The organism is Pseudoalteromonas neustonica, assembly GCF_001653135.1.
GTDB classification, from domain to species: domain Bacteria; phylum Pseudomonadota; class Gammaproteobacteria; order Enterobacterales; family Alteromonadaceae; genus Pseudoalteromonas; species Pseudoalteromonas neustonica.
Window position 1 is genome coordinate 164197 of record NZ_BDDS01000006.1, and the last position, 23606, is coordinate 187802.

The window sequence follows — 23606 nt, forward strand, 5'->3', positions numbered from 1 at the left end:
ATGCAAAATAAAATTAATATTGTGTGGTTTAAGCGTGACTTGCGTTTATCTGATCATCAGCCATTAAAAAGTGCCTTTGAAAGCTCGCTGCCTACATTATTGATCTATAACTTTGAACCATTATTACTTAATGACAGTCATTATAACGAGCGTCATTGGCGGTTTGTATATCAGTCAATTGCTGATATGAACCAGCAGCTAAAACGCTTCAATACCACTATTTACACCTTTAGCTGCGCAATGGAAAACTTACTTAACTCTTTAAATCAAGAGTTTGAAATTGTTAACCTATTTAGTCATCAAGAGATTGGCTTAAATAATACTTTTGAGCGCGATAAAGCAATAAAAGCATGGTGCAAGGATCACACTGTTCAATGGCTTGAAACCCCAACAGGCGCAGTAATTAGAGGGGCAACAAACCGCAACCAATGGAACGAGCAATGGCAGCAAACAATGCAAAGCACTATTGCAATCCCAAATTGGAAACGCGTTAACAGTGTAACCTTAAGTGGTTATGCCCCACCTTGTTTACCTAAAAACTACACTCACTCTGATGATAACTTTCAACTTGGCGGGGCGATGCAAGCACGCCAGGTTATGCAGAGCTTTTTTGAAGTCCGTGGTAAAGGCTATCAAAAAGGCATTTCAAGCCCGAGTTTAAGCCAAACTCATTGCTCGCGGCTCTCTCCTTACTTGGCATGGGGCAATATAAGCCTTAGGCAAGTATATCAAACGGCAATCGACACTTATCATTCTAAGCACCCTGACAAAAAAGGCTGGAAGCGTCCATTAGCTGCGTTTGTTTCGCGCTTACATTGGCACTGCCATTTCATGCAAAAGTTTGAAAGTGAATGCAGTATGGAGTTTGTAGCCCTTAACCCCGGTTATCATGTATTCCCTTATCGCGATGACAAACACGTAACAACCGACTTAGCGCGCTGGGCACAAGGGCAAACAGGTATTCCCATTATTGATGCTTGCATGCGCTGTTTAAAACACACAGGCTATATTAACTTTAGAATGCGAGCGATGCTGGTCAGTTTTGTTACACACCACTTAAACATTAGCTGGCAACAGGCAAGCTTGCCTTTAGCGAATTACTTTTTAGACTTTGAGCCCGGTATTCACTACCCGCAAATTCAAATGCAAGCCTCTGTGACAGGTATAAATACCATTCGCCATTACAATCCAATCAAGCAATCTGAAGATCAAGATCCAACCGGTGCGTTTATTAAAAAGTGGTGTCCAGAGCTTGAAAAACTCCCCATTGAGTACTTGCATGAACCTTGGATGCAAACGCCTATGGAAGCCTTATTTAACGATTTTAAAGTAGGTAAAGATTACCCAGAGCCCATGATGGATTTAACTAAGGCGTCTAAAGAAGCCCGTCTAAGGCTCTGGCAATACCGCGAACGAATTGACGTAAAACGCGCCATTCCCGGTATTTTAAAAAAGCACGTTAGTATCGCCCCAAAGATAAAAAGCACAACCAAAAACAAAGATAAAAAAAATAGCAATGGCGCATAAAAAACTACATTTACCACAAAAAACTTGCCCTATTTGCAAACGTGATTTTACTTGGCGTAAAAAATGGCTGCGCGATTGGGATAACGTAACTTACTGCTCACAGCGATGTAAGCGCCATTTAGCTAAGTCTTAAATCTAAGCAATTAGCTACTTGCCCCTACTCCATTTAAGAACGTAGCATAAGCTAGGTTTGAAGCCGATTCAGGGCTGTGCTCACCGCTATGTATTGCTTGATAACCCACCCAAAGTAAGCCTTCAAATAAATGAAAAACCCATGACACTGAAAAATTATCACTAATTTTTTTGTGTTTAATCACTAAACTAATTAATTCACGCATTTCATCATTTTGCTGCTTAGAGCGGGCTTGAAAGTCAGCATCATCTATCAACACTTGTTCCATTTTTGAAAGAAACGAAAACTCAGCAAATAAAGGCATTGTATTTTTTAGTATTAACCTAAGCGCATCAAGATGATCTTTCGCTTGGCGGTCAACATCTTTATTAACACTATCGAATCGCTCTAAACAATAAAATGCGATTGCCTTTTGGAGTATTTCTTTACTCTCAAAATGACGGTATACAGTTGCTCTACCAACGTTAGCGTGTTTAGCGATATCAACCAATGTGGCGTCAGCGTTTTGTAAAAACAACTTAAGCCCAGCTTGAATAATGAGCTGCTTTGAACGAGAAATACGCACATCCATTTTTGAGACACCTTTGTATCATATATATTGTTACTGCTATGATACACAAGTGTATTAAAACTTAGCCTCAACTTCAATCAGGAGAACACTATTGAACCGCATGATCGCTATCGATATTGCTCGCGCACTTGCTATATTTGGCATGGTTATTGTGAATTTTAAAATTGCTATGAATGTACAGCCAGGCAATTCTCCCTTGTACCTTTTTTCTAGTTTATTTGAAGGTCGAGCATCTGCATTGTTTGTTATTTTAGCAGGCATAGGCATCACCTTTATGACACTCAAGGCGCGTCAATCTGGTTTATCTTCAGAAGTAACCAAATCAAAGTGGTCACTGATCAAGCGTGCTGTGTTACTCATGTTGATTGGCTTAGCCTATGTGCCCATTTGGGAAGCCGATATTCTCCATTTTTACGGTGTCTATTTTATTATTGCTGCCTGTATATTCACTCTAAGTAATAGAGTGCTATTATTGATAAGTGGCTTTTTTGTGTTAGCCTTTCCGCTGTTATTAATATGTTTTGATTACAGTTATGGCTGGGATTGGAATACGTTAACCTATCATGGTTTTTGGACTGTAGATGGTATGTTAAGGCATGTATTTTTTAATGGCTTTCATCCTGTTTTTCCATGGTGCGTTTTTTTGGTTTTTGGCATGTGGTTAGGTAGACAAGATTTACTTGATTCTCAATTTAGAAAGCAATTATTAATAGGCTCAATCGCTGTACTACTTATCACTGAGTTGCTTTTTTACGGCCTAAGGTTATTAACTAAAACACACGCTGAATTAGGAATAGATTTAGAACTGAGCAGCTTTTTATTAAGTACGTCTATCATACCGCCTTTACCTCAATATATGCTCAGCGCGACAAGCTCATCGGTTATCGTGTTAGTAGGTTGTTTTTATTTTACTGATACATTTCAAACAAACAAATTAAGCCATTGGTTAAAACAAACCGGGCAAATATCGTTAACACTCTATGTGGCGCACGTACTTGTTGGCATGGGGGTTTTAGAATCATTGGGACTATTAAATAATCAAACAATTGGTATGGCGTTATTCTCAGCCCTATTGTTTTGCCTGTTTAGCATCATTTTTAGTGTTTGCTGGTTAAATAAATTTAAAGCCGGACCGCTTGAGTGGGTATTTAAAAAACTCATCAGGTAAGCGTAATTCTCAACTATAAAAAAACTAATTAATTTACACACTCTTTGCACATTCTCTTTATATGCTAATTTAAACCCTTAGCTTAGAGATACTACAATGAGTAAAAAATTATTTAAAACAAAGTCTGCAATTACAATACTTTTAACTTTACTCGTCACTGGTTGCGGTAGTTCAGAAGATAGTACAACCGCAACGACAGACTCCGGCTCAGACACAACAACGAATACTAATTCAGACATTGTTGTAGAAGTTAATCCACTAAACTTTACAAGCGGGGCACTAGATTCAGAAGTAGCAACCCAAACATGTACCCTGACCAATAACGAAGAAGCACAGTGCTATGAAATTCAAATAGCTGGCGCGCCTGCTAGCCATGAAATTGGTATTTTTTGCCCTAGATATACGACTTCAAATGCAGATGAAGCTGGTATTTGGTTTGACGGCGATGGGCAAGTTTATGATTTAACTGGTGAGTTTATTACCAATCTAGATACTCATTACAACGACAGTAACTGGAAGTTGTATAACGAAAGCACCGGTAAAGTTAACGTCACCACGACAGAAGCCTCGTGCGCAGGAGCCGCAAGGCCTGATGTTGAAGAGCAATATCAAAATCACTGTGTGGAGTGTGCTATTGACTATGTTGATGGTGGAATTAGTCAAACCGTACTCATCCCGATTACACCTGTAAAGGCAAGCAGCCCTATTTCAATTGGCCGTGATAATATAGGTATTTCATTAAATGGAGTTGCACTTGCACCACCTGCACCTGTAGATGCCATTTTAGGCGCTTACACAATCGCTGCGTTTGATGACTGTGCAGGCCATATCAACTTAGTCGAAGGCTATCATTATCATGGTGCTGCTGGTTGCAGTGAAACACTAGAACAATCAAACGGTCATGCTGGCATGTTAGGTTATGCGTTAGACGGATATGGTATTTTTGGTATGGTTGATAGCCAAGGAAATGAAGACAATGACCTTGATTCATGTCGTGGCCACTACGATGAAACTAGGGGCTATCATTATCATTCAGCAAGCATTGCTGAAAACATGTTTATTGGTTGTTACAGCGGCGAAATAGCAAGGTAATAGGAGTTTATGATGAAAACACATTTAAAATTAGTCACGGTATTATTTTCCTCAACCATTGCTCTTTTTTATACTGCAAGCAGCCTTGCTCATGCTGCTCACGGTACGAATCAGCCATGGCATGCCTGTGAGGAAAAAAAACTTAATCAAAGTTGCCAATATGAGTTAGTAAATAAACTCTATATTGGCAGCTGCCAAGCAGCAAATAAAGTATTAATGTGTGTGCGAAACCAACCCATTATTGATATAAAAAACCAGCACAAAACTCAACAAAGCGCAGGCACTAATGAGCATGCTAAAAAGAATGAGTAAAAGTAAAACTGAGTTAGACTCTATTTACGCCATAGATTTTTAGACCTGTAGGCTGTAGGCGTTACGCTCATGTGCGCCTTAAACACTTTATTAAAATAACAAGCACTTTTAAAGCCTGATAAACTAGATACACAATCAATACTTAATCGTGTAGTCGCTAATAAGTGCCGTGACTTCTCTAACCTTAGTAAATTAACCTGAGCACTAAAACTGCTACCCAAATATGTTTTAAATAAGCGCTTTAAAGTTGCATTACTGACGTTTGCCTGTTTTGCTGTTTTTGTTAAGTTCGGTACGTTTTTAATATTTTCAGATATATACCCAAGCCACCTCAAGATGCAGGATTCAGCGTTTCACAGGGGCTTAATATCAAGGCGTTACTTTGCAAGAATGGCCATCCCTTTTAAGAAGTAACAACGATGAGAGTAAGTGCCTGTGAAACGCCCTAGGGGTTGGTTTAAAAGCGATTTATACTGCGTTATTGATTTTAACAATAGAACCACTATTACTTGCAATCAATGCCTTGCCTAAATCGCTTTTAATTCCAACTGAAACTCGCATCTTGAGGTGGTTTGGGTATATAACTCAGCGCATGTGTCAGCCTAGGATCTAACTGATGCCCATTTTTGTAACCACTTTCTGTACTAGGTAAGTTTTGCAAACCTTTCAGTAGGGTTATTAATTTTGCTAACTTATCGAGTGGATGTTTCGCAGCTGCTAGCAAAAACAAAGCGTTGATCATTGGGTGATTTTTTCAACAAAAAATGTGTGGCTTTCATTGATAATAAAGAGAGTATATTCAGTTAGAATAACATACCCTGTTAGCGAGTTTGAAAAACCCCGCACTTAGCTTAAGTAGCAAGTAACTCTTATATTGAGCCTCGTCACAGGGGCTTTATAGTAAACTTTGCAAGTCAAATCAATACCCACATTTTACATCTGTTATTTTACTAATGTAATTAATTCACTCAGCACTCTTTATTTTAGTGATAACAAATAAGGTTAATAACATGCTCGCTGTGAAAATCAGCCCTTAAAATCAGTAAATCTTTGTTATCAATTCTAAAAATACGTTAATATTAGAAAAACTCACTCTGGCTGTTGCCAAAATTAAACCTGTTGTTTACTCATTAATGAGATCAAAACAAAACTAACTCTAAATAATCAGGTTAGAATTTTTAAGGGATACTATGAATTGTACTAGCTGTAATAAGGGCTTACTAAAGCCAAGTTTTATTGAAGGTCAGTTTCGCTCGCACACATGCACGCATTGTAATGGCCACTGGATCTTAATCGAAGATTTTGCGGCTTGGAAAGAGCGTAACCCAACCTTTGAATTTGCTGATAACATCTCATTTGAAGCAGAAACATCAGACACAAAAAAAGCCCTAATTTGCCCTGTGTCGGGTGTGATCATGCGTAAATTTCGTATTTCATCATCAAGCGACCACCGGATAGATTACAGCGCACCTGTTGGCGGTATCTGGTTAGATGCCGGTGAGTGGGAGTTACTAAAAGAAGAAGGCCTAGCCGGCACATTAAATGCCGTAGTCACGCAGCAATGGCAAAACCAAATTCGCGAGCAAAGTACTAAGCAAAACTTTAGTGATATATACGCTGATAAATTTGGCACTGACACTTACGCAAAAGTAAAAGACCTAAGAGAGTGGCTTAATGCACAACCACAAAAAGCAGATTTAAGAGCCTACCTAATGGCCGAAGATCCATATTCTGCTGAAAAATAACCTCCTACATTAAAAAATTTTCTACGGCTAAATTTGATTTATTAGAAAAACTAAATTTAGCCGTTAGTATCAATATCATTTGTGATCAACTATTACGACTAGGAAAAAGTACAACCTCGCTATTGCCCCACATCTGCAGATTTAGTAAACCTCAATTGGGTACTTGAAAAACCCCACAACTTTAGTGATAATGATTTTCATTAACAACCGCAATTAAGGACGAATTGTGCACGCTCATAAAACATACCATTTAACTCGTAAATTTAAACTTTCTACTTGTGCGCTAATGATTTGCGCATCATTCCATTCGATTTCAAAACAAAATACTGATACTAATCAATATATTAATGACTCCGCTGAAGCCACAGATACTAAACGTGTTCAAGAACTTGAACATATATATGTTACTGGCACTAGTATTAACGATTACTCAGAATCAGCTAATAAAGCCGCCTTAAAAATGATTCTTTCACAGCGAGAAACGCCACAAGCCGTTACAGTTATCACTAATCAGATGATGCAAGATTGGCAAACCATCAATATAGACGAAATTTTAGAGCATGCGACGGGGTTTTATGCGCGACGCTCATCTAGTTTAGATAGACCTCGCTTTTCTGTGCGTGGTGGTAACGTTAACTTGATCCAAGTTGACGGTGTTCAGCAGTTCCCTGGTGGCCGCAGACCCAACGTAAATGGCGATTCTGCTGCATATGAACGCGTTGAAATTGTACGTGGTGCAAATGGCTTGTTAACCGGAGCGGGTGATCCTACTGCGACTGTTAACCTTGTTCGTAAGCGAGCCACTAATACAGACTTTCAAGCAAGTGTTGGTCTTTCAGCTGGCAGCTGGGATAATTACCGTGGTGAGATTGATATTTCAGGTTCATTAGTCGAGGACGGTACTATTCGTGCTCGGTTTGTGGCTGCACATTATGATAAAAACTCTTACATTGAACGCTATGGGCAACAAAAAACCTCAATTTACACTACTTTAGAAGCCGATCTAACAGATTACACCCTACTTCGCTTAGGCGTAGAATATACTGATACCGCATCAAAAGGAGCTATAAACTCACACTCCCAACCCTACCTTTTCGCTGATGGCAGCCGCTATAATGGTAAACGTTCAGATACAGGCATGACCGCAAAATGGAGTGGCTGGCCGCTTGAAGAGCACACCTATTTTATTGGCCTTGATCACGCTTTTGAGAATGATTGGCAATTAAATGCTATTGCGACTTACAACACCATAGAGATGCAAGGCGGCAAACTATTTTTCGTTTACCCTGAAGGTTATATAAATCCAGATGGTAGTAGTGACTTAGGCTTTGGTTACAGCGCAGTGATAAGTAGCTCTGAAGATAAACAAACAACATTTGATGTTTCATTACAAGGCCCCGTAGAGTTATTTAATCGCACACACGAAATGATTTTTAGCTATAACCAATTTAGCCGCGACCGGACCTCTTTTGGCAAGCAGGCTGATCAAACCTCAATTTCCCTTGAAGGGCTCAATTTTCATGATTGGACTGGCGATGTACCGCATTACCCTTTTAAAGATTTAGCCAAACAAAGTGTTAATATCACCAAATCCAACGGTGGTTTTGCTGCCATACGTATAAATCCTCATGACCGTGTGAAAGTGATTTTGGGTGCGCGAATAAGTAACTGGGATTATCGCAATGATCGTTTTAACCCCTCAACTGGCGAGTTCCAAGGTATACGCTATCAAGAGAATGTAACGGATGAACTAACGCCCTATGCAGGGTTAATTATTGATATAAGCCAGCAGTACAGCATATACACTAGTTACACCGAAGCGTTTAGACCACAGGCCTACTTTGACGCTAATGACAAAATGCTTGACCCTAGCACTGGAGAAAGTTATGAAATTGGTATTAAAGGAGAGTTACTCAAAGATACCCTTAACGTTAGCGCAGCCATTTATGAAAATATCGAGAATGGTCTGGCAGAGCTTGATCCTAATTATTCCGAGAAATATCTTACTCCAAATGGAAATCGCCCTTATATACAAAGGGGAGAAGGTGATACGACCAAAGGGTTTGAAGTAGAATTTAGCGGCTCACTAAGCCAATATTGGAATTTAAGTGCAGGTTACTCCCAACATAAAACTAAATCCAAAGAAGGTAAACAGCTTAAAACAGATGAGCCAAATAAATTACTAAATATTTATACCACATATGACTTTGATCATTACCTAACTGGATTTACTGCTGGTTTTGGGGTTAATTGGCAAAATAGTTTTTATGCCACGCCACAAAGGCCATTAGCTAATGGCCAAAGTGAAGCATATAAAATTGAACAATCACCAGTGACACTTCTCAACTTTATGGCACGTTATGAGATTAATGATAAAACCAGTGTTTCCCTAAATATTAATAATTTATTAGACGAACACTATTTTAATAGTATTTCATCTTGGGATGGTTATGTTTTACACGGTGAGCCCGTGAGTTGGCAACTGAGCTTACGTCACGCTTGGTAACATAATTCTAAAACGCCAATGCCCTATTCAATATAACTTGATGCGCCTAAAGGAGGCGCATTTAGCTGTATATTTATCATCACCAATAAAACACAAAACACCAAAATTACATAGCCTGAAAAAGCCAAGGTCACAGAAGGAGTACTCTCTTAGTTTTTTAATGCCTATTCAATGCGTTTGAATGTTGAACGCAAGTAACCGTCCTGATCCCCCAAACCGAGTTCAATTAATGGATAAAGTCCTTCTTGGATCATAGTATTATCAATAATAGTGATCTTGAAAGGAATAGATACTCCCTCATAGTTTGGAAAGCTAGAATATTCAATATACTCAATTAATGTATCATTTTCGTAGGTATAGCGGCCCAACGAACCACCATAATTGTCAAATGCTACAACTTTTTGATCTGCCGTTAGTTGATATGAATTAAACCTTGGTCGATTTGTGCCAATACTTGAAAACGCAAAATGACTGTCTGTAAATATTTTAATCATTTTACGGTTTTTACCATCAAAGGTAGTGTATTCCTGTTCTCCAATAGCCAATGTTTCTAATTCTAATTGCCACTCACCTTCTAGCGCATTTGGTTGAGGGTTATCGCCTAATGTTTTACAGCCAGTTAAAAGCGCTACCACTAAGATAAAAATAAATAAGATTCGCATAATCTTACATCCTTATAATTAATTAAGATAAAACCCATCTTAGTTACTTTTCGGGGACAAAACAACAAATGCAAAAAAGACAAGTGGGCCTGTGACTACTCAGCAGGCTCACATAGGATGAGTGTCTTCTTAGTGTTTATTTTACTCTAGGTAATCAGTGTTTAGCTTCACAAGATTTAGTGCCATTGAAAGTGTTTGGGTAGATATTTATCACGGGAGATGAACCGTCCATAGCACTTCCTGTTAATAAAAAGCGCATGATGGGTAATGTGGGGGCCGGCGGTTAGAGACCTCCGGTTACCCGATTACGTGATGTCACTAAGCTCAAAGCAAATTTCCAGTTCACCTTGTGTATTCGGAAACCAAACCTCACCTCTTTCTGAGCTAGCGTTTAAAAAACCCAAAGAATACTTTTTTGCGAGACTAAACATTTTTTCGAAAGCAGGTTCACTTTGCGACCAAGCAAAGCCAACGTATACAACTACCTTCCCAACACAAATATCAGCTAAGGTATCATCTTCGAGCTCTTTTGCGAAAGGGCCGTTCATTGGGGGAAAATCATTTATGAGCTCCATAAAAAAAAGCCGGAGTTTATCAGTCGTTACTGAAGGGTCGTCATAGTCATGCTCTTCTGCCCATTCAGACTGGTCATCATACCAATCTGAGAAGATTTCTAATTCTCTAGGTGCTTGTTCTGCATCAAATACCATTAAATCATAACTCATGGGGCTATCCTTGAAATCACCTAACGAGCCTGTAGAATAACTCGTTTTTAATTTATTTTTATTGATGGTTCAACCATAGCTGAGATCCTATTTGGGTTCAATCGGTTACTTCGATTTTACGTAAAATATAAAAAGAGGACTTGGTGTTGTTTTAATGGGCTTTTTTAAGGTATTGCAGATGTTTGAGTGGCTTTTTGAGGTGATAAGGGCTTAGCCCTATTAATGCATCGTGTTTCTCAGCTTTTCTAGGTTATGAACAAGCCAATACAACTGCCGCACAATGAAGTGAAGGCAGGCTCGATACAGGCAAGTCGTTTACCATTGTTTTAAAAACGTGTTGCCCTGTTTTTATTGGCGCTTTTCTAAGTAATAGGATAGGTGTAGCCTTTGTTTTCTTTTATTAACCTCAGGGCGTGTTGTTAGGCGTATTTAGCTCTGTAGAAGAAATCTACGAAGATCTCGCTCTTGACGCATGACATGTAAAATATAAACTTTGTCGCTATCCACTTTATAGAAAATACGGCAAGGATTAGCATGAACTTCACGGTAATTTAAGTTGCTTAATTCAAGTGGCCTTTTACCTGATTCAGGCTGTTCTTCTAGCCTAGATATTTTATCAAATACTTTTTGAGTCAATTTCTTAGCCGCATCAATATTACTTAAAGAAATATACTCAGCAATATCGTTTAAATCATTAAGAGCTGGAGAGGTCCAAATTATTTCAGCCATTTGCTCATTTTTTCTTTTGCTTCTTGATTCGAGAATGTATTACCGTTTTTGATTGCTTGCTCACCACGTGCAACCCCCTCAAGAATTGCCATTCGTTGTTGCATAAATTCATAATCTTCAACATCAACTAAATAAGCGGATGGTTGACCATGCTCAGTAATTAACACTGGTTCTTTAGATATATGAAGATCAGCTAAAATTTTGGTAGCTTGGCGCTTAAGTGTCGTAACAAGTTCAACTTTCATAATAAATTCTATTTAGAACTCAAATAATGTATCACTATAGTATCACAAGGGTTCGGATTTACAATTATACGGCTAACATTTTAGTATTTAGCGACACGCAGTTTGTGTTGTATAATTGCTTGCTGAACGAAGCCGCTGCGCGGCAGAATTAATACGCACCTTTCGTGATAATATTAAATACTTGCTAGATGCCATCTATTTTGGCGGTCTATCTAGGAGCTTAAAAAAGGACAGCGTAAAAAAGGACAGGAATATATTTTGCCGGATAATAATGTGCTACTGGCGGCAGTGGCGCTCTTTATCAGGTATAGCACGCACAAAAGTACGCAGTTTAATGAAATTGGGTGTTAGCGAACAACTCGCCATAGCCTGTGGTATCACCAGTACCAAAAGTAGGCGCTTGGAAGCGAAGGCCCTTGTAGAAGCTCAAAAACAAAAGGAATTAACATTGCATTTGGCAATGATTACTTAGCGTCCCAAGGTTTAGTGTCATTGAGAGATATTTGGAGCAATATTCATTACGGGAGATGAACCGCCCATTGCACTTCCTGCTAATAAAAAGCGCATGATGGGTGGTGTGGGGGCTGGAGGTTAGAGACCTCCGGCTACCCGATTAGCTTTACTGATTGACAAAACGTGAAGAATATCTGGTGAATACCCAACCATGCATTTCAGTCCCATTTTCATATTTATACGATATTTCAATCCAGTTTTTATTTTTGGAATGTACAGTGACAACTTGCCCAAAAATCATTTCGTCGAGTATTTCAGAGTTTGTTGACGCATCGGCTCTTAAGCGAACATTATTTCCAGTTATAAAACGAAGACCTGATGTATCAATACCTTCAATTTTTCGCGGTAGTACAGAAATATCTTTGACCTTTTCTCTATCTGCTCGGTCACTCTCCAATAAGTAACTTTCTACTGTTGGTGTTATTAAGTTTGCAGAAATACTATTAATTTGTGGCAAAAAGACATGTAAAAAGAATGTAGCTAGAACAAGCTGAATAAAAGGAGGTAAATTATTGAAAATCTCAAAAAAGCTTTTTGAATCTTCTGAATCAGTAAGCATTTCGGTAGCAGATTGAAATTCACTTTCGAGTGTTTCTTCATCCAGCATCGACGTATTAATTGAGCTTGATTCTTGAATAGAATGTGTAACTTGATTAAGGAATGTTGAATTAATTTCTCGTAATACTTTTGAATTTTGCAATTGACTTAAAGAAGAATAGATAGAGGATGAATTAGCCATTGCTGCCATAGCTCGATCAGTAATCCCCTGCTGAGATTCAAATGACCTCATTGCTTTTTCTATTGCTGATGTGGCATGTGAAAACCCTAAAGCTTTTTCCATTATAGGGTTCTGTGATTCGAAGGTTTTCATGGCTTGTTCTACAGCGGAATTAGTTTTTGAAAAACCTAACAAATTTTTCATCAAAGCCTGTTGTGAATCAAATGATTTAATCGCTTGTTCAATAGCTGATGATCCTTCAGAAAGGCTTAACACTCTTTCAATTATGGAATTTTGTGATTCAAAAGATTTCATTGCCTGCTCTATAACAGAGATTCCTTTCGTATATCCTAAGGCCTTTTCCATTAAAGACTGCTGTGAGTTAATCGACCTCATTGCTTTCTCAATAGCTGTAGAGCCATGTATCATTTCTAGAGTACTTTCCATTTAATAGAGTCCTTGATTAATCACTGAAATTGAGAGTAAAGCTAACGAGGCTGTAGAATAACTCTAACAGCCAAATTCAATTAAAAAACGAGCTCCTATAATTAACTCTAAGCGTTTTTAAAGCACTAGGCAATGCATTTAGGACCCACAAAACCGGCTGTTTTTCTTAAAAAAGAGTAATTCTACAGCCACAACGCTCTAATAATGGGCAAAAAATTGTTGGCTAAAATGTTGAGGAACGAAAACAGCCAACTGTTATTTGTCCTGATTTGTTTGCCTTGTTATGTTTCAAATGCACAACACTAAAAAGTTAATTTGTCATGTGATGATGTACAAAGAGAACAGCCCATAACAATATTGCACTACCGATAAAGATCAATAAACCTTTTAGACTAAAGCTACTAATTCTATGTTTGCAAACGGGGCAAACAAAGTATGATTTGTTCATTGCCACCTTAACCTCTAGGGGAACAATATCCGCCTTGCATTTTTTACACTGAGCCATTTAAATTTGCACACTCTGATTGAAACATAACGAGCCTGTAGAATAACTCGTTTTTAATTTATTTTTATTGATGTATTAACCATAGCCGAGTTCCTATTTTGATTCAATCGACAACTGACTTTCACGTAAATATTTGGTGTTGTTTTAATGGGCGTTTTGGAAGGTATGACAGGTGTTTAAGTGGCTTATTTAAGGTGATAAGGGGTTACCCTTATTAATGTATCGTGTTTCTCAGCTTTTCTAGATTATGAACAAGGCAATACAATTGTCGCACAATGAAGTGAGGCATTCACTTCATTGTGCCTGCAAGGTTAATTTGTTTATTCCTTTATTGACTGTAACATTGCGATTTTTCAGATCTATGTCTTCTTAATAATATTTCCAACTACCCGCTTATATTTGAAATACTCTACTTTCCAAAGACTGGTGGACTTAGATTCAGCTGTAACTTTATTTTTTCTCTAAATTCAATTGGAAAATCAATTGGAAAATCAATTGTAATATCATGTGATGTAGCCTTCCCCGAAGAAAAGTGTCGCTTTGATGAATATAGAGCTTCTTCAATTGGCTGTAAAGGTAGGGAAGAAGGCGTCAAATCCAAATTTTCAATTTTAACAACTTTCCCCTTTTTGTTAAAAAATATCTTAGCAGTTACCTTTCCAGTCTTCGCGTTAATGATCATTCCTTCTTCAAAAACTGGATTAGATACTTCCACAACTACTTCTGCTATATCGATATTCACCGAAGGCATGCAAGCATGGCTTGAGAAGCTAAAAGCTAATAACGCAATAGAGAGATACTTCATAATTACCTTTCAAATATAGCAATTTAATTAAAGAGTACTTTCCCTATTTTTTGACTTGGGAGGAAAACACAAGAAACTATAAATACACACAGCTCTAATTATACCTGTGGATCAAATTTTGGCTTGATAAATCATACTAATATACACTCTGCTTATGGTTGTCTAGCAGGTGACGATTAAACATTATCGCCAATACGTTGAACGGGCATGCATAGTACTTGCCCAAGAGCCACTAACCCGCAGCTGTTAATTGTTGCTCTTTTAGCTGTTGTTTAAGTCGTGCGTTTTCAGCTTTTAAAAAAGCGACCTCTTCTTCAAGGGGTAGTTTTTTATCCGCTGTTTGCTCACCGGGTAATTTTTCTCGCAAAAGCATAATTACCTGCTCAGAGTGAATAACATCGCCAACTTTGGCTTTAAAATCATACACAATTCCTGCACTGGGTGCGATAACTTCAAGTACCGCTTTTTCAAGTTCAACGTCAAATAATGCTTGGTTAGCTGTAACAGCCTGTCCATCGTTGACATAAACTGCGGCAATTTTTGCCTCGCCCATTGAATCAAATAACTCTGGTGCTTGAATATCCATATTTATCATTTCCTTATAGTTAATATACGCACTCTCACTATTGAAGGTGCGTTTAATTAGATTGTCACCTGTTACAAAAGAGTTTGCCTAGGCATTGCGTCATCTTTTGTGTCAGTTTCAACGACTTTAGTTATTACCTGTGCAGGCTGATTTTTCATTGCTGTTAACAGCGCATCTAACGCCTGTTTGTGTTCATCGCTTTGTATGACTTGTTGCTCAGCATTTTTAACATTTTGTTGGGCCATTAACTCCAATACATCACGATTATTGTTGTGTTCTAGTTCATCTAATAGCTGATTAACTAAATCTGGCGCTAACTGCGCTATATTATTATCTGCCAACGCAGTGAGTATTTGAGCCAGTTGCTCACTATGATCAAGCGATTTAAGCGCCACTAATAATTGCTCGCTCAACAACTGCATTTGCGCTTGGCTCCCCGCTAATAATGCGTGTTTTAAATCATTAAGCGCGGCATCTGGCGTACTATTGGCAATTGCACTGGCTAGCGTGTTTAACTCAGTTTTAGTATTTAATTGCTCTGTTTGCATATTAAGTGCTGTTATTAATTGCTCAAAGCTTTGTTGGTTATTATTGTCACTTGTAACCTGCTTAAGCTGATCTAATGTTTCACCAAGTTGCGTTAGCTGCTGATGATTGTTATTGCTATTAATTGCTTGCGTTAACTTTTCGCCTAGGTTGTCAATTTGAGCATGGCTACTGTTGCTAGCAACCGCTTTTATCAGCTCATTTAACTGGGCTTTATTATCAAGTGGCGCTATATATTCACTTAATTGTTGACCCAGCATGCTCAAGGTTTGGTTACTATTATTGGCCGCAACCACTTTAGCTAACTCGCTCAATTGTGCGTGATTGTTATTACTTGCAACGGCATTACTCATCTGCTCTAGTTGCTGGCTAAGCATGTTCAATGTTTGATTATTATTATTCGCTGCAACGAGTGTAGCTAATTCATTCAATTGCGCATGATTATTATTACCTGCTACCGCATTGGTCAGCTCACTGAGAGCGTCTTGATTGCGAAGTTGCGCTAAATGTTCACCTAGTTGTTGCCCCAATACATTAATGGATTGATTGCTATTGTTTGCAGTGAGCACTTTGCTCAATTCATTGAGCTGTGAATGATTGTTGTTATTTGATACCGCAGCAACCAGCTCAGTAATAGCCGCTTTATTATCAAGTGGTGCTAAATGCTTGCCTAAAGCTTGTTCTAAGTTATTAAACGCTTGGTTGGTATTGTTTTCACTGGTCGCTTTGGTGAGGGCGTTAAGCTGGCTGTGGTTGTTATTACTTGCAATTGCAGCACTTAATTGCTCAAGTCCACTCTCATAAGGCGTTTGCTTAAAGCCGTTATCAAGCGATTGCGCAAGTGCGGCCAATGCGTGCTTATTATCTAGCCCTTGAATATTAACGCCTACACTTTGCAGTAAATCACTGTAATCGTGGCTTAGGTTATTTTTACTGAGCTTACTGGCAATGCCCTCAAGTGATTCATGTAAATACCCCATTTGCTCAACAGCCATCATGACTGGGCTGCCTGCTCCATCGAGTTTATTTAAGCGCACAAAGTCTTCTTTAATTTGGCTGTAACGAGCGTGATCTTCTTGCGTTAATGTACCACGCAGTTCACCCAGTTTGAGTAAGTTCTCTTCAGAGCCTTTACTGAGTGTTTGCGCTTCGCCGCGATAATGATCGCGTATAAGGTTTTCAAGCTCTTCGTCATTCATGGCAGCTACGACCTTCTCCGCCATTTTGTTCATGTTACGGTAACTACCTTGGAGCTTAAATGGGGGCTCGGTACGGTAATTATTATCTTGTGCGGCGGAGGCTATATACTGGGCGTTAACTTTAAGTACGGTATTACGAATGGTCATTAGTCGCGTGAGTACGGCTTTAATTTCGTTAGCTTCGGCCTGTGAGTACCCATGTTCCATTTCATTTAATGAAATGTCTTCGCCTTGGCAAATACGCACTAATTTATATAAATCGTCCATATTGCGATTAGCCAGTGGCGCTAATACTGAATTGGAGGTCAGTGCATTTTCAATAAAGCTCATGGCAAATTCTTGCTCACAGCCTGCCAAAGTATCACCTAAGTTATAAATATCGGCGCGGTTAGCTAGCATGTCAGGAATTTTAAAGCTCTCGCCAGATTCCGTATAGGGGTTACCGGCCATCACTACAGCAAACTTTTTGCCCCGTAAATCATAGGTTTTACTTTTGCCATTCCACACGCCATCAATTCGGCGTGAGCCATCACACAATGAAATAAATTTTTGTAAAAACTCTGGGTTGGTATGCTGAATATCATCCAAGTAGAGCATTACGTTATTGCCCATTTCAAAGCTTTGGTTAATTTTTGCAATTTCTTTTTCAGCGGTGGCATTAATTGCCTGTGCTGGGTCTAAAGAAACCTGATCATGCCCTATCGATGGGCAATTTACTTTAACAAAGGTTAGTCCTAAACGGTTTGCAACGTATTCAACCAAGGTTGTTTTACCGTAACCTGGCGGCGAAATAAGTAATAACATGCCCATTAAATCGGTGCGTTTATTTTTACCCGCTGAGCCAATTTGTTTTGCTAAGTTATCGCCAATAATTGGAAAGTACACTTTGTTGATCAGCTGATTACGTACAAACGAGCTAAGCGGGCGTGCTTTAAATTCGTCAAGCTGCAGACGCTCTTTTTGCTCAGCCAAAATATCGCTGCGTAATGTGTGATATTGCTCAAATGCAGGTACTTGCTCGGTGATGTATTTACGCGTGCGAGCATAAAACTCAGCGTAATCTACATTCAGTATTTGCTCTTGCACTCGCTTATGTTGGCCCATAAGGCGTTCAACCTGCGTTATAGGGGTAACATCGAGTACATGATAATGCAGTTTTGTTGTTGCACTTAAATGCGCATAGTTTGCAGCTTCAGCCTGCACGACGGCATTTACTTTATCACTTTGCATGCAATAGGCGTTTACCCAACTTAAAAATAATAATGCACGTTCATCAGTTTGCGTTACATTTTCGCATGCATGATTAAGCTCGTTAATATAGCCTTTTGCTTTGGCGTCACTACTAAACTGCTCAGCTAAGTTTTTGGCCTGCTGAGAAATAATAAACTGTTGTTGTTCTGCTGTTTTTTGTTGCGCTAACTGCTGCACTAAGTAAGCGGCGGCTAAGTCACTTGATAAATCAGTAAAGCGCGCGCGCAGTTTACTTATTTGCGGTAAATACTCTGCAATTTGCTGACTTAATTGCTCATTCAAGGAGCTGATAAAACTGGTTGCACCAAAATGTTTATCCATCAAAATGGCATTGATCGCTTGATGATAAAATGTATTCAGTTGTGCGGTTGATAATTGTGCGCTAAATAACTGCGCCACAATCCGACAACTTGCAGGGTAAATAAGCAAATCTAAGCTATTTTTTTGAGTCAATAAGGTGTCAATAATTGCGCATGCATCGTGATCGTGAATACCTTTTTCGTAACCCTCTTGGTAGCGCGGCTCAGCAAACTTTTGCACTAACGAAAGTAAGGTATCTTCTTTTTGTGCCTGTTGTAATTGTACAAATGTAAGCGAGTGCTCACTGTTTTCACACGCAAGCAATATTTGCGCAGCTAAATACTCACCACGATAAACCTCGTCATTCTCAGAGACCAAGGTTTGTTGCCACAAATGGCGACTTTGCTGTAGCGTATTAAGGCTTTGCTCATCTGTTATTGGTTCAAAATAATCAGTTCCCGTTAAGTGCAGCATTAGTTGCTCATCGCGCGGCAATAACGTTAAATCAAGCAGCTGCTTATTTACGCTAAATGCGTGTTTACCAATACTGACTGAATTACCGCCATCAGTAAAAATGTCTTGTTTGTCACGCAGTGAGCGAATGCCCTGGTCTTTACTCGCTTTGAGTTTTGATTGAATATCATCGGCACGTATTTCATCGCCTAACTCTTTGAGCTCAGTAGTCAATGCGCGTAATTTGCTGATCATAGGATCGGCAGCAAAATAGGTATTGAGCGCATCAAGCTCAGTAAAGCTTTGCGCGCGGCGGTTTACGCCCTGTAAAATACGCTCTGCAGCGTTAGCTAAGTTAAGTGCACGGCGCTGGCGAGTATCAATTAAGCTTTGTTTGTGCGCTTCAAAGCTTTCGTATACGTCATCGCGCTTTGCAATAATCTCACTGAGGTATTCGTCAAAGTCACTAAATTGCGATTCAAGCTCTTCGAGCTGAATCAGTAATCGAGATAATTGATCGTCACACGCTTCTGGTGTTTTGGCGTTATTTAGCGCGTTAGTAATACTTTGCGAAAACAGCTTAAAGCGTGCGGCAAATTCGGCTTTTGCTTCAACACTACCCAGGCTTTTTTGACGAATTTCAATACTGGCTTTAGCGCGATTAACCAGCGCATAAACAGCACTGATGTCTTCTAATATTTGCGTGCGTACGCGGCTGTCATCAATGTCTAAATCAAGCATGGTGTGGTTGAGTAAATCAAGCTCCACGCTTTGCGTATCAAGTTGCGCTATATACGTTTTTAGCTCGCTGACACTTTCGCTTTTACTGCTGAGTTCTTCCAGCTCTTTTAGTTTTTCGTGGTACGGTGCTAATGCGCTATCTTGTTGTAAAAATGCAGCTGTTGCTTGGCTTACTTCGCCAAGCCTTTCATCAATTTGGTTTTGTAGTGCGTTAAGTGCATCTGTATCTATATACTTAATGTCTTCAAGGCTGATCACTTGCCCTTTTAAGATTTTTAACGCATCAATACCCTGCACAAACTGTGGCGCAGCTTTAAAGCTATCTGGGCGTATGTCACGAGTTACATCAGTATATTGTTTATTAATATCCACCAAGGCTTGCTTGGCTTTGTTTTGAATTTCAGTAACTTTTTCAAATTCATCCAGCACTTGCTCAGCAGTTTCATTAATGCTGTGCAGGTTTTGAGCAATTTCAGTAAACTCACCTTCATTAAGCCAATGATAACGGTCGAAAATATTACGACTTAACGCAATCATGTCTTCGTAATGAAATAGACTCGGGCTTTGTTCATTTATTGCTTTACAAACACTGTACAAGTCAGAAATACCGCGTACTAAATCAGGGTTACCTATTTTGCCAAAAAAGCTGGTCAGCGGCGGCGCATTCGCAGCAAATTCAGCTGATACAAATGGGCTTTGCCAAATTTGAATCGGGTGTACGCGTTCAGGTTCGTCTTTATCAGCTTTAAAGGTAAGCGTTAAACCATCGTTGTATATGCCGTAGCCGTGACAATAGATAGGGTTTTGCAGGTTTTTATCAATAATATTGTATGCAAACAGTGCATAACGACCTTCGCTTGGCTCATAAAATACGTATAAAACATCTTCGCCGTTAGGTGACTTTATCTGCCTGTGGAATTCAAGATCTTCTATTTGCTCTTCAAACGATCGCGCTTGCCCTGATTGTAAATAATAACCACCGGGAAAAATAACACCGTGATCTTCAGGTAAAGTAACGCAGGCACTGCCAATGGCATCTTGGCGAGCAACCTGCTGAGTACGCGTATTAAAAATAAAGTAACGCCATGTTTTTTCGCGATACGGGAGTATTTTTATTAGTACTAAATCGCCCACCAGCGCGTATTCCACATCACTATCAGCGAGAGATTGGTTTTTATCATCAACCGGCTCTTGGTAAATACCTTCACCGGTATCTGTGCTGTTTTCAATTTTAATCGTGAGTGAACCACCTATGGTCTCCACAAAAACTTGGTCAGCAATATTAATATGGGCATGGCGCCCTTCTACGTGATCACTGCGGTCAGTTTTGAGCCATTCAAAATCGTAGTCATGGGCGTGTTGAATATCACGTTCGCCGCGGTTATCTATATAATTGATGGTATTGTCTGGGTGAATTTCCCAGCGAAAAACCCGCACATCCGATAACTTGTCGCCAATTTGGAATAACGCAAACAGCTTGCCATTTTGTTGGTATAAGTGCTGTAAACTGGTTTGTTTGTAGTAAGTATAAAGCTCTTCAAAATCTCGAATAAAGCGCGTATCAGTTAAAAAACGGGTTTGCTCTGGGTAAGCTTCCACTTCAAAGTGATCGTCTTGCTCTACTAATTTTTGTACGCTAAACACGTCGTTAATTGAGGTTTCTTTTTTTAACCCAAGTAATACGTTATAAGCAAAAATAACTTTATCGCCTACAATTACAATGTCACGCGGTGTACAATTTTGCTCCGTACGAACTCGCACTCGCCCTTTAACTTGTAATTCTGTACTGCCAAACTCCGTTATACGCTGTTGATTAACTTCATCAATTTGCGTTTTTAAAGTCCCGCCAAAATTACTTAAGCGGCGTTTAATTAAGTCGTATGAGCCTTGCTCTAGCGCTTGTTGTGTTGCGTCCGTCATGAAAAACTATCCTGAAATTTAATTAAAGTTAGCCGTAATAAGTAATCTATTACGGCTAAAGGGATGAAACTTAGAAACCAGACTAGTCTTTTGTATCTAGCTTAATTTTATCCTCTAAACCACCACCTAAATTGCCACCTAACATACTCAACAATTGGCTTTTTTCAGCCGCTGTTGTATTACTTAACTGCTTAAGTAACTTGCTCATATTAAAGTTTTTAAGTGTTTCAGCTGAGCCATTGGCCCCTGCTAGCACACCTTTTAGGTCTTCAATTAAATTACGATCACCGTTTAAGTGATCTTTAAACACTGTTTGCACAGTTTTACTTTCATCAACTAGGCCATCAATTGATTTACCTAAACTGATTGCACTCATAAATTGATTAAAGAACTGGCCATCACCACCCATAATATTGATATCGGCATCACCCAATGCTTTAGCCATTATGTGAGCTTGATGCTCTGCAATGTCTTTGCTTGCTGAAATTTTTGCCAGTACCAACTCTTTTTGTTGATTAAGCTGTAGCGTGAAACTCTCATAATCGCGGGCATCTTGATCCATAGAGTTAAGGGCTTGTAGTTTCTCTTCAAGGCCTTTTGCTTCTGCACGCATTTTACGTTCAAGGTTAATCGCTTCAACTTCACCTTGTTTCTCGTTTGCATCGGCCATCGCGGTTTGAACTTGCGCTTGAGATAAACCAATTTCACGATTACCTTGTGCTTCAGCCTCAAGTTTTTGACGCATTATTTTCGCATCTGTCTCGCCTTGAATTGCATTTGCTTCTGCCTTAGCTTTAATAACATCAGCTTCAGCAAGACCTTGTGCCGCGGTTTCAACTTGATGTGCCTGAGCAAGGATCTTTTTAGATTCAGCTTGCTGATTAGCAATTCTCAGCTCTGCATTGGCCATTGTTTCAAGTTCACGGCTTTTATACTCTGCCGCTTGCTCTTGCGCTTTTGCCGCTTCAATATCTTTAACTAATAACTCTTCTGCTTGTGCTTTAGCACGGATGATCATTGCGCCTTTTTCACGTTCAGCACCAGCAAGTACTTTTACGTCTTTAATACGCTCTTCTTCTTCAGCTACTGATTTTTCAACAATAACGCGATCACGTACTACGTCAGCGATTTCTTTACGCTCAACTTCCAGCGCTTTTTCTTTGTTGATACGTAGAATTTCAGTTTCTCTTTCGCGTTCTATTACTTCAATTTCACGCGAGCGCGCTACTTTCTCTTCCTCAATACCTAAAACGCGTAGTCTATTTTGTTCAGCTATATCCAGCTCACGCTGTTTATTTTGCTCGCTGATACCAATAGCTTCTTCAGACTGAATACGTGCTTGTTCTGATTTAAGGCGCTCTTCTTGACGTACTTTTTCAGCTTCGGCAAATTCGCGCGCTTTAACGGTTTCTATTTCTCGTACTTGGCGCGACATGGCATCTTGCTTTTGACGCTCAATTTCGAGTGATTTTTCGGTGGCTTCTTGATTTTGGATCTCAATTTTAGCGCGTTCGTCACACTTTAATTGATTAGTCGACACATTTTGTACAGCGGTCATTTCGGTGATGCGGCGAATACCTTCAGCATCAAGAATGTTTTGCGGATCAAGTTTATCAATCGACGTTTGTTCAAGGTAATCGATTGCTACATCTTCAAGCGTATAGCCTGATAAGTCTTGGCCAATCACTTCTTTTATATTGTCGCGAAATTCATTTCGATGAGTAAATAACTCAACAAAATCCATGCGCTTACCCACTGTTTTAAGCGCTTCTGAAAATTTGGCTTCAAACAGTTCTTGCAAAGTGTCGTGCTCAGAGGCGCGAGCACACCCTACATGCTTAGCAACACGTAAAATATCTTCTTTATTTTCGTTTACACGAATATAAAATGTAATAGCAATGTCGGCACGAATATTGTCCTTACAGATCAAACCACCTTTATCTTTACGCTCAAGTACCATACGTTTAGTGGAAATATCCATTACTTCCATTTTATGGATTACAGGATAAACAATACCGCCTGTAGTGGTGACATCGGGCTCATTTTTCATTTTATTAATGATCAGCGCTTGGCCTTGCTCTACTTTACGATAAAACTTGCCAATAATAAGCAAAATAGCAAAAATGACCGCTATTGCTATACCTACAAAGGTTAATATAGGTATGAGGTTATCTAAAAATTCCATGTTATGTCCTAACGTGATTATT

At 39.2% G+C, this 23606-nt stretch carries 18 protein-coding genes and 1 pseudogene; 7 read left to right on the forward strand and 12 right to left on the reverse strand.

The features are described from left to right. Entirely contained in the window at nucleotides 1–1527 is a 1527-nt protein-coding gene (locus tag A7967_RS10965) for a cryptochrome/deoxyribodipyrimidine photo-lyase family protein (RefSeq protein WP_054205076.1), read from the forward strand. Further along, on the forward strand, nucleotides 1517–1660 hold the full coding sequence (locus tag A7967_RS22365; RefSeq protein ID WP_082355605.1) for a DUF2256 domain-containing protein: 144 nt from the start codon (nucleotides 1517–1519) through the stop codon (nucleotides 1658–1660). The genes A7967_RS10965 and A7967_RS22365 overlap by 11 nt, the downstream gene beginning before the upstream one ends. A gap of 10 nt (nucleotides 1661–1670) precedes the next feature. Here the strand turns inward: A7967_RS22365 and A7967_RS10970 are convergent, their stop codons facing one another. Further along, nucleotides 1671–2231, reverse strand: a complete 561-nt coding sequence (locus A7967_RS10970; RefSeq protein WP_064435694.1) for a TetR/AcrR family transcriptional regulator — start codon at nucleotides 2229–2231, stop codon at nucleotides 1671–1673. Between the two features lie 100 nt (nucleotides 2232–2331). Here A7967_RS10970 and A7967_RS10975 point away from each other — a divergent pair, with 100 nt between their 5' ends. The 3 genes from A7967_RS10975 to A7967_RS10985 all read left to right on the forward strand — a co-directional run bounded on the left by A7967_RS10975 (nucleotide 2332) and on the right by A7967_RS10985 (nucleotide 4803). Next, the gene (locus tag A7967_RS10975) at nucleotides 2332–3399 is read left to right on the forward strand and encodes a DUF418 domain-containing protein (protein ID WP_064435695.1); all 1068 of its coding nucleotides are present in this window, start codon (nucleotides 2332–2334) and stop codon (nucleotides 3397–3399) included. Between the two features lie 96 nt (nucleotides 3400–3495). Continuing rightward, nucleotides 3496–4491, forward strand: coding sequence for a YHYH protein (locus A7967_RS10980; protein WP_054205074.1), 996 nt, complete (start codon nucleotides 3496–3498; stop codon nucleotides 4489–4491). Between the two features lie 9 nt (nucleotides 4492–4500). Further along, on the forward strand, nucleotides 4501–4803 hold the full coding sequence (locus A7967_RS10985; protein ID WP_197279069.1) for a hypothetical protein: 303 nt from the start codon (nucleotides 4501–4503) through the stop codon (nucleotides 4801–4803). Nucleotides 4804–4823: 20 nt separating this feature from the next. Here A7967_RS10985 and A7967_RS23635 read toward each other — a convergent pair whose 3' ends face one another. Next, nucleotides 4824–5138 (reverse strand): helix-turn-helix domain-containing protein, encoded by a 315-nt coding sequence (locus A7967_RS23635; RefSeq protein ID WP_054205072.1) that lies wholly within the window; start codon nucleotides 5136–5138, stop codon nucleotides 4824–4826. A gap of 855 nt (nucleotides 5139–5993) precedes the next feature. Between A7967_RS23635 and A7967_RS11000 the strand changes: the two genes are divergently transcribed. Then, on the forward strand, nucleotides 5994–6548 hold the full coding sequence (locus A7967_RS11000) for a TFIIB-type zinc ribbon-containing protein (protein WP_054206760.1): 555 nt from the start codon (nucleotides 5994–5996) through the stop codon (nucleotides 6546–6548). Between the two features lie 226 nt (nucleotides 6549–6774). Continuing rightward, on the forward strand, nucleotides 6775–9054 hold the full coding sequence (locus A7967_RS11005) for a TonB-dependent siderophore receptor (RefSeq protein WP_231659115.1): 2280 nt from the start codon (nucleotides 6775–6777) through the stop codon (nucleotides 9052–9054). Nucleotides 9055–9218: 164 nt separating this feature from the next. On the opposite strand, the gene A7967_RS11010 is transcribed toward A7967_RS11005, so the two are convergent. The 10 genes and pseudogenes from A7967_RS11010 to A7967_RS11055 all read right to left on the reverse strand — a co-directional run bounded on the left by A7967_RS11010 (nucleotide 9219) and on the right by A7967_RS11055 (nucleotide 23584). Continuing rightward, nucleotides 9219–9716: a lipocalin-like domain-containing protein gene (locus A7967_RS11010; protein ID WP_054206759.1), complete on the reverse strand. Its 498-nt coding sequence runs from the start codon at nucleotides 9714–9716 to the stop codon at nucleotides 9219–9221. A gap of 305 nt (nucleotides 9717–10021) precedes the next feature. Next, nucleotides 10022–10441: a hypothetical protein gene (locus A7967_RS11015; protein ID WP_054206758.1), complete on the reverse strand. Its 420-nt coding sequence runs from the start codon at nucleotides 10439–10441 to the stop codon at nucleotides 10022–10024. A gap of 429 nt (nucleotides 10442–10870) precedes the next feature. Next, nucleotides 10871–11170: a type II toxin-antitoxin system RelE/ParE family toxin gene (locus A7967_RS11020; RefSeq protein WP_054206757.1), complete on the reverse strand. Its 300-nt coding sequence runs from the start codon at nucleotides 11168–11170 to the stop codon at nucleotides 10871–10873. After that, nucleotides 11158–11415, reverse strand: a complete 258-nt coding sequence (locus tag A7967_RS11025; RefSeq protein ID WP_054206756.1) for a type II toxin-antitoxin system Phd/YefM family antitoxin — start codon at nucleotides 11413–11415, stop codon at nucleotides 11158–11160. Before A7967_RS11025 ends, A7967_RS11020 begins: the two co-directional genes overlap by 13 nt. A 619-nt stretch (nucleotides 11416–12034) precedes the next feature. Beyond that, entirely contained in the window at nucleotides 12035–13093 is a 1059-nt protein-coding gene (locus tag A7967_RS11035; RefSeq protein WP_054206754.1) for an SH3 domain-containing protein, read from the reverse strand. A 719-nt stretch (nucleotides 13094–13812) separates the two neighbouring features. After that, nucleotides 13813–13943, reverse strand: a pseudogene (locus tag A7967_RS23710) (transposase); the annotation flags it as partial. Nucleotides 13944–14007: 64 nt separating this feature from the next. Then, on the reverse strand, nucleotides 14008–14403 hold the full coding sequence (locus tag A7967_RS11040) for a hypothetical protein (protein WP_054206753.1): 396 nt from the start codon (nucleotides 14401–14403) through the stop codon (nucleotides 14008–14010). A gap of 232 nt (nucleotides 14404–14635) precedes the next feature. Continuing rightward, the gene (locus tag A7967_RS11045) at nucleotides 14636–14989 is read right to left on the reverse strand and encodes a biotin/lipoyl-containing protein (protein ID WP_054206752.1); all 354 of its coding nucleotides are present in this window, start codon (nucleotides 14987–14989) and stop codon (nucleotides 14636–14638) included. A 71-nt stretch (nucleotides 14990–15060) separates the two neighbouring features. Next, entirely contained in the window at nucleotides 15061–21399 is a 6339-nt protein-coding gene (locus A7967_RS11050; protein WP_231659113.1) for a DNA repair ATPase, read from the reverse strand. Between the two features lie 82 nt (nucleotides 21400–21481). Further along, complete coding sequence (locus A7967_RS11055) at nucleotides 21482–23584, reverse strand: SPFH domain-containing protein (protein WP_054206751.1); 2103 nt, start codon at nucleotides 23582–23584, stop codon at nucleotides 21482–21484. Nucleotides 23585–23606: the final 22 nt, after the last annotated feature.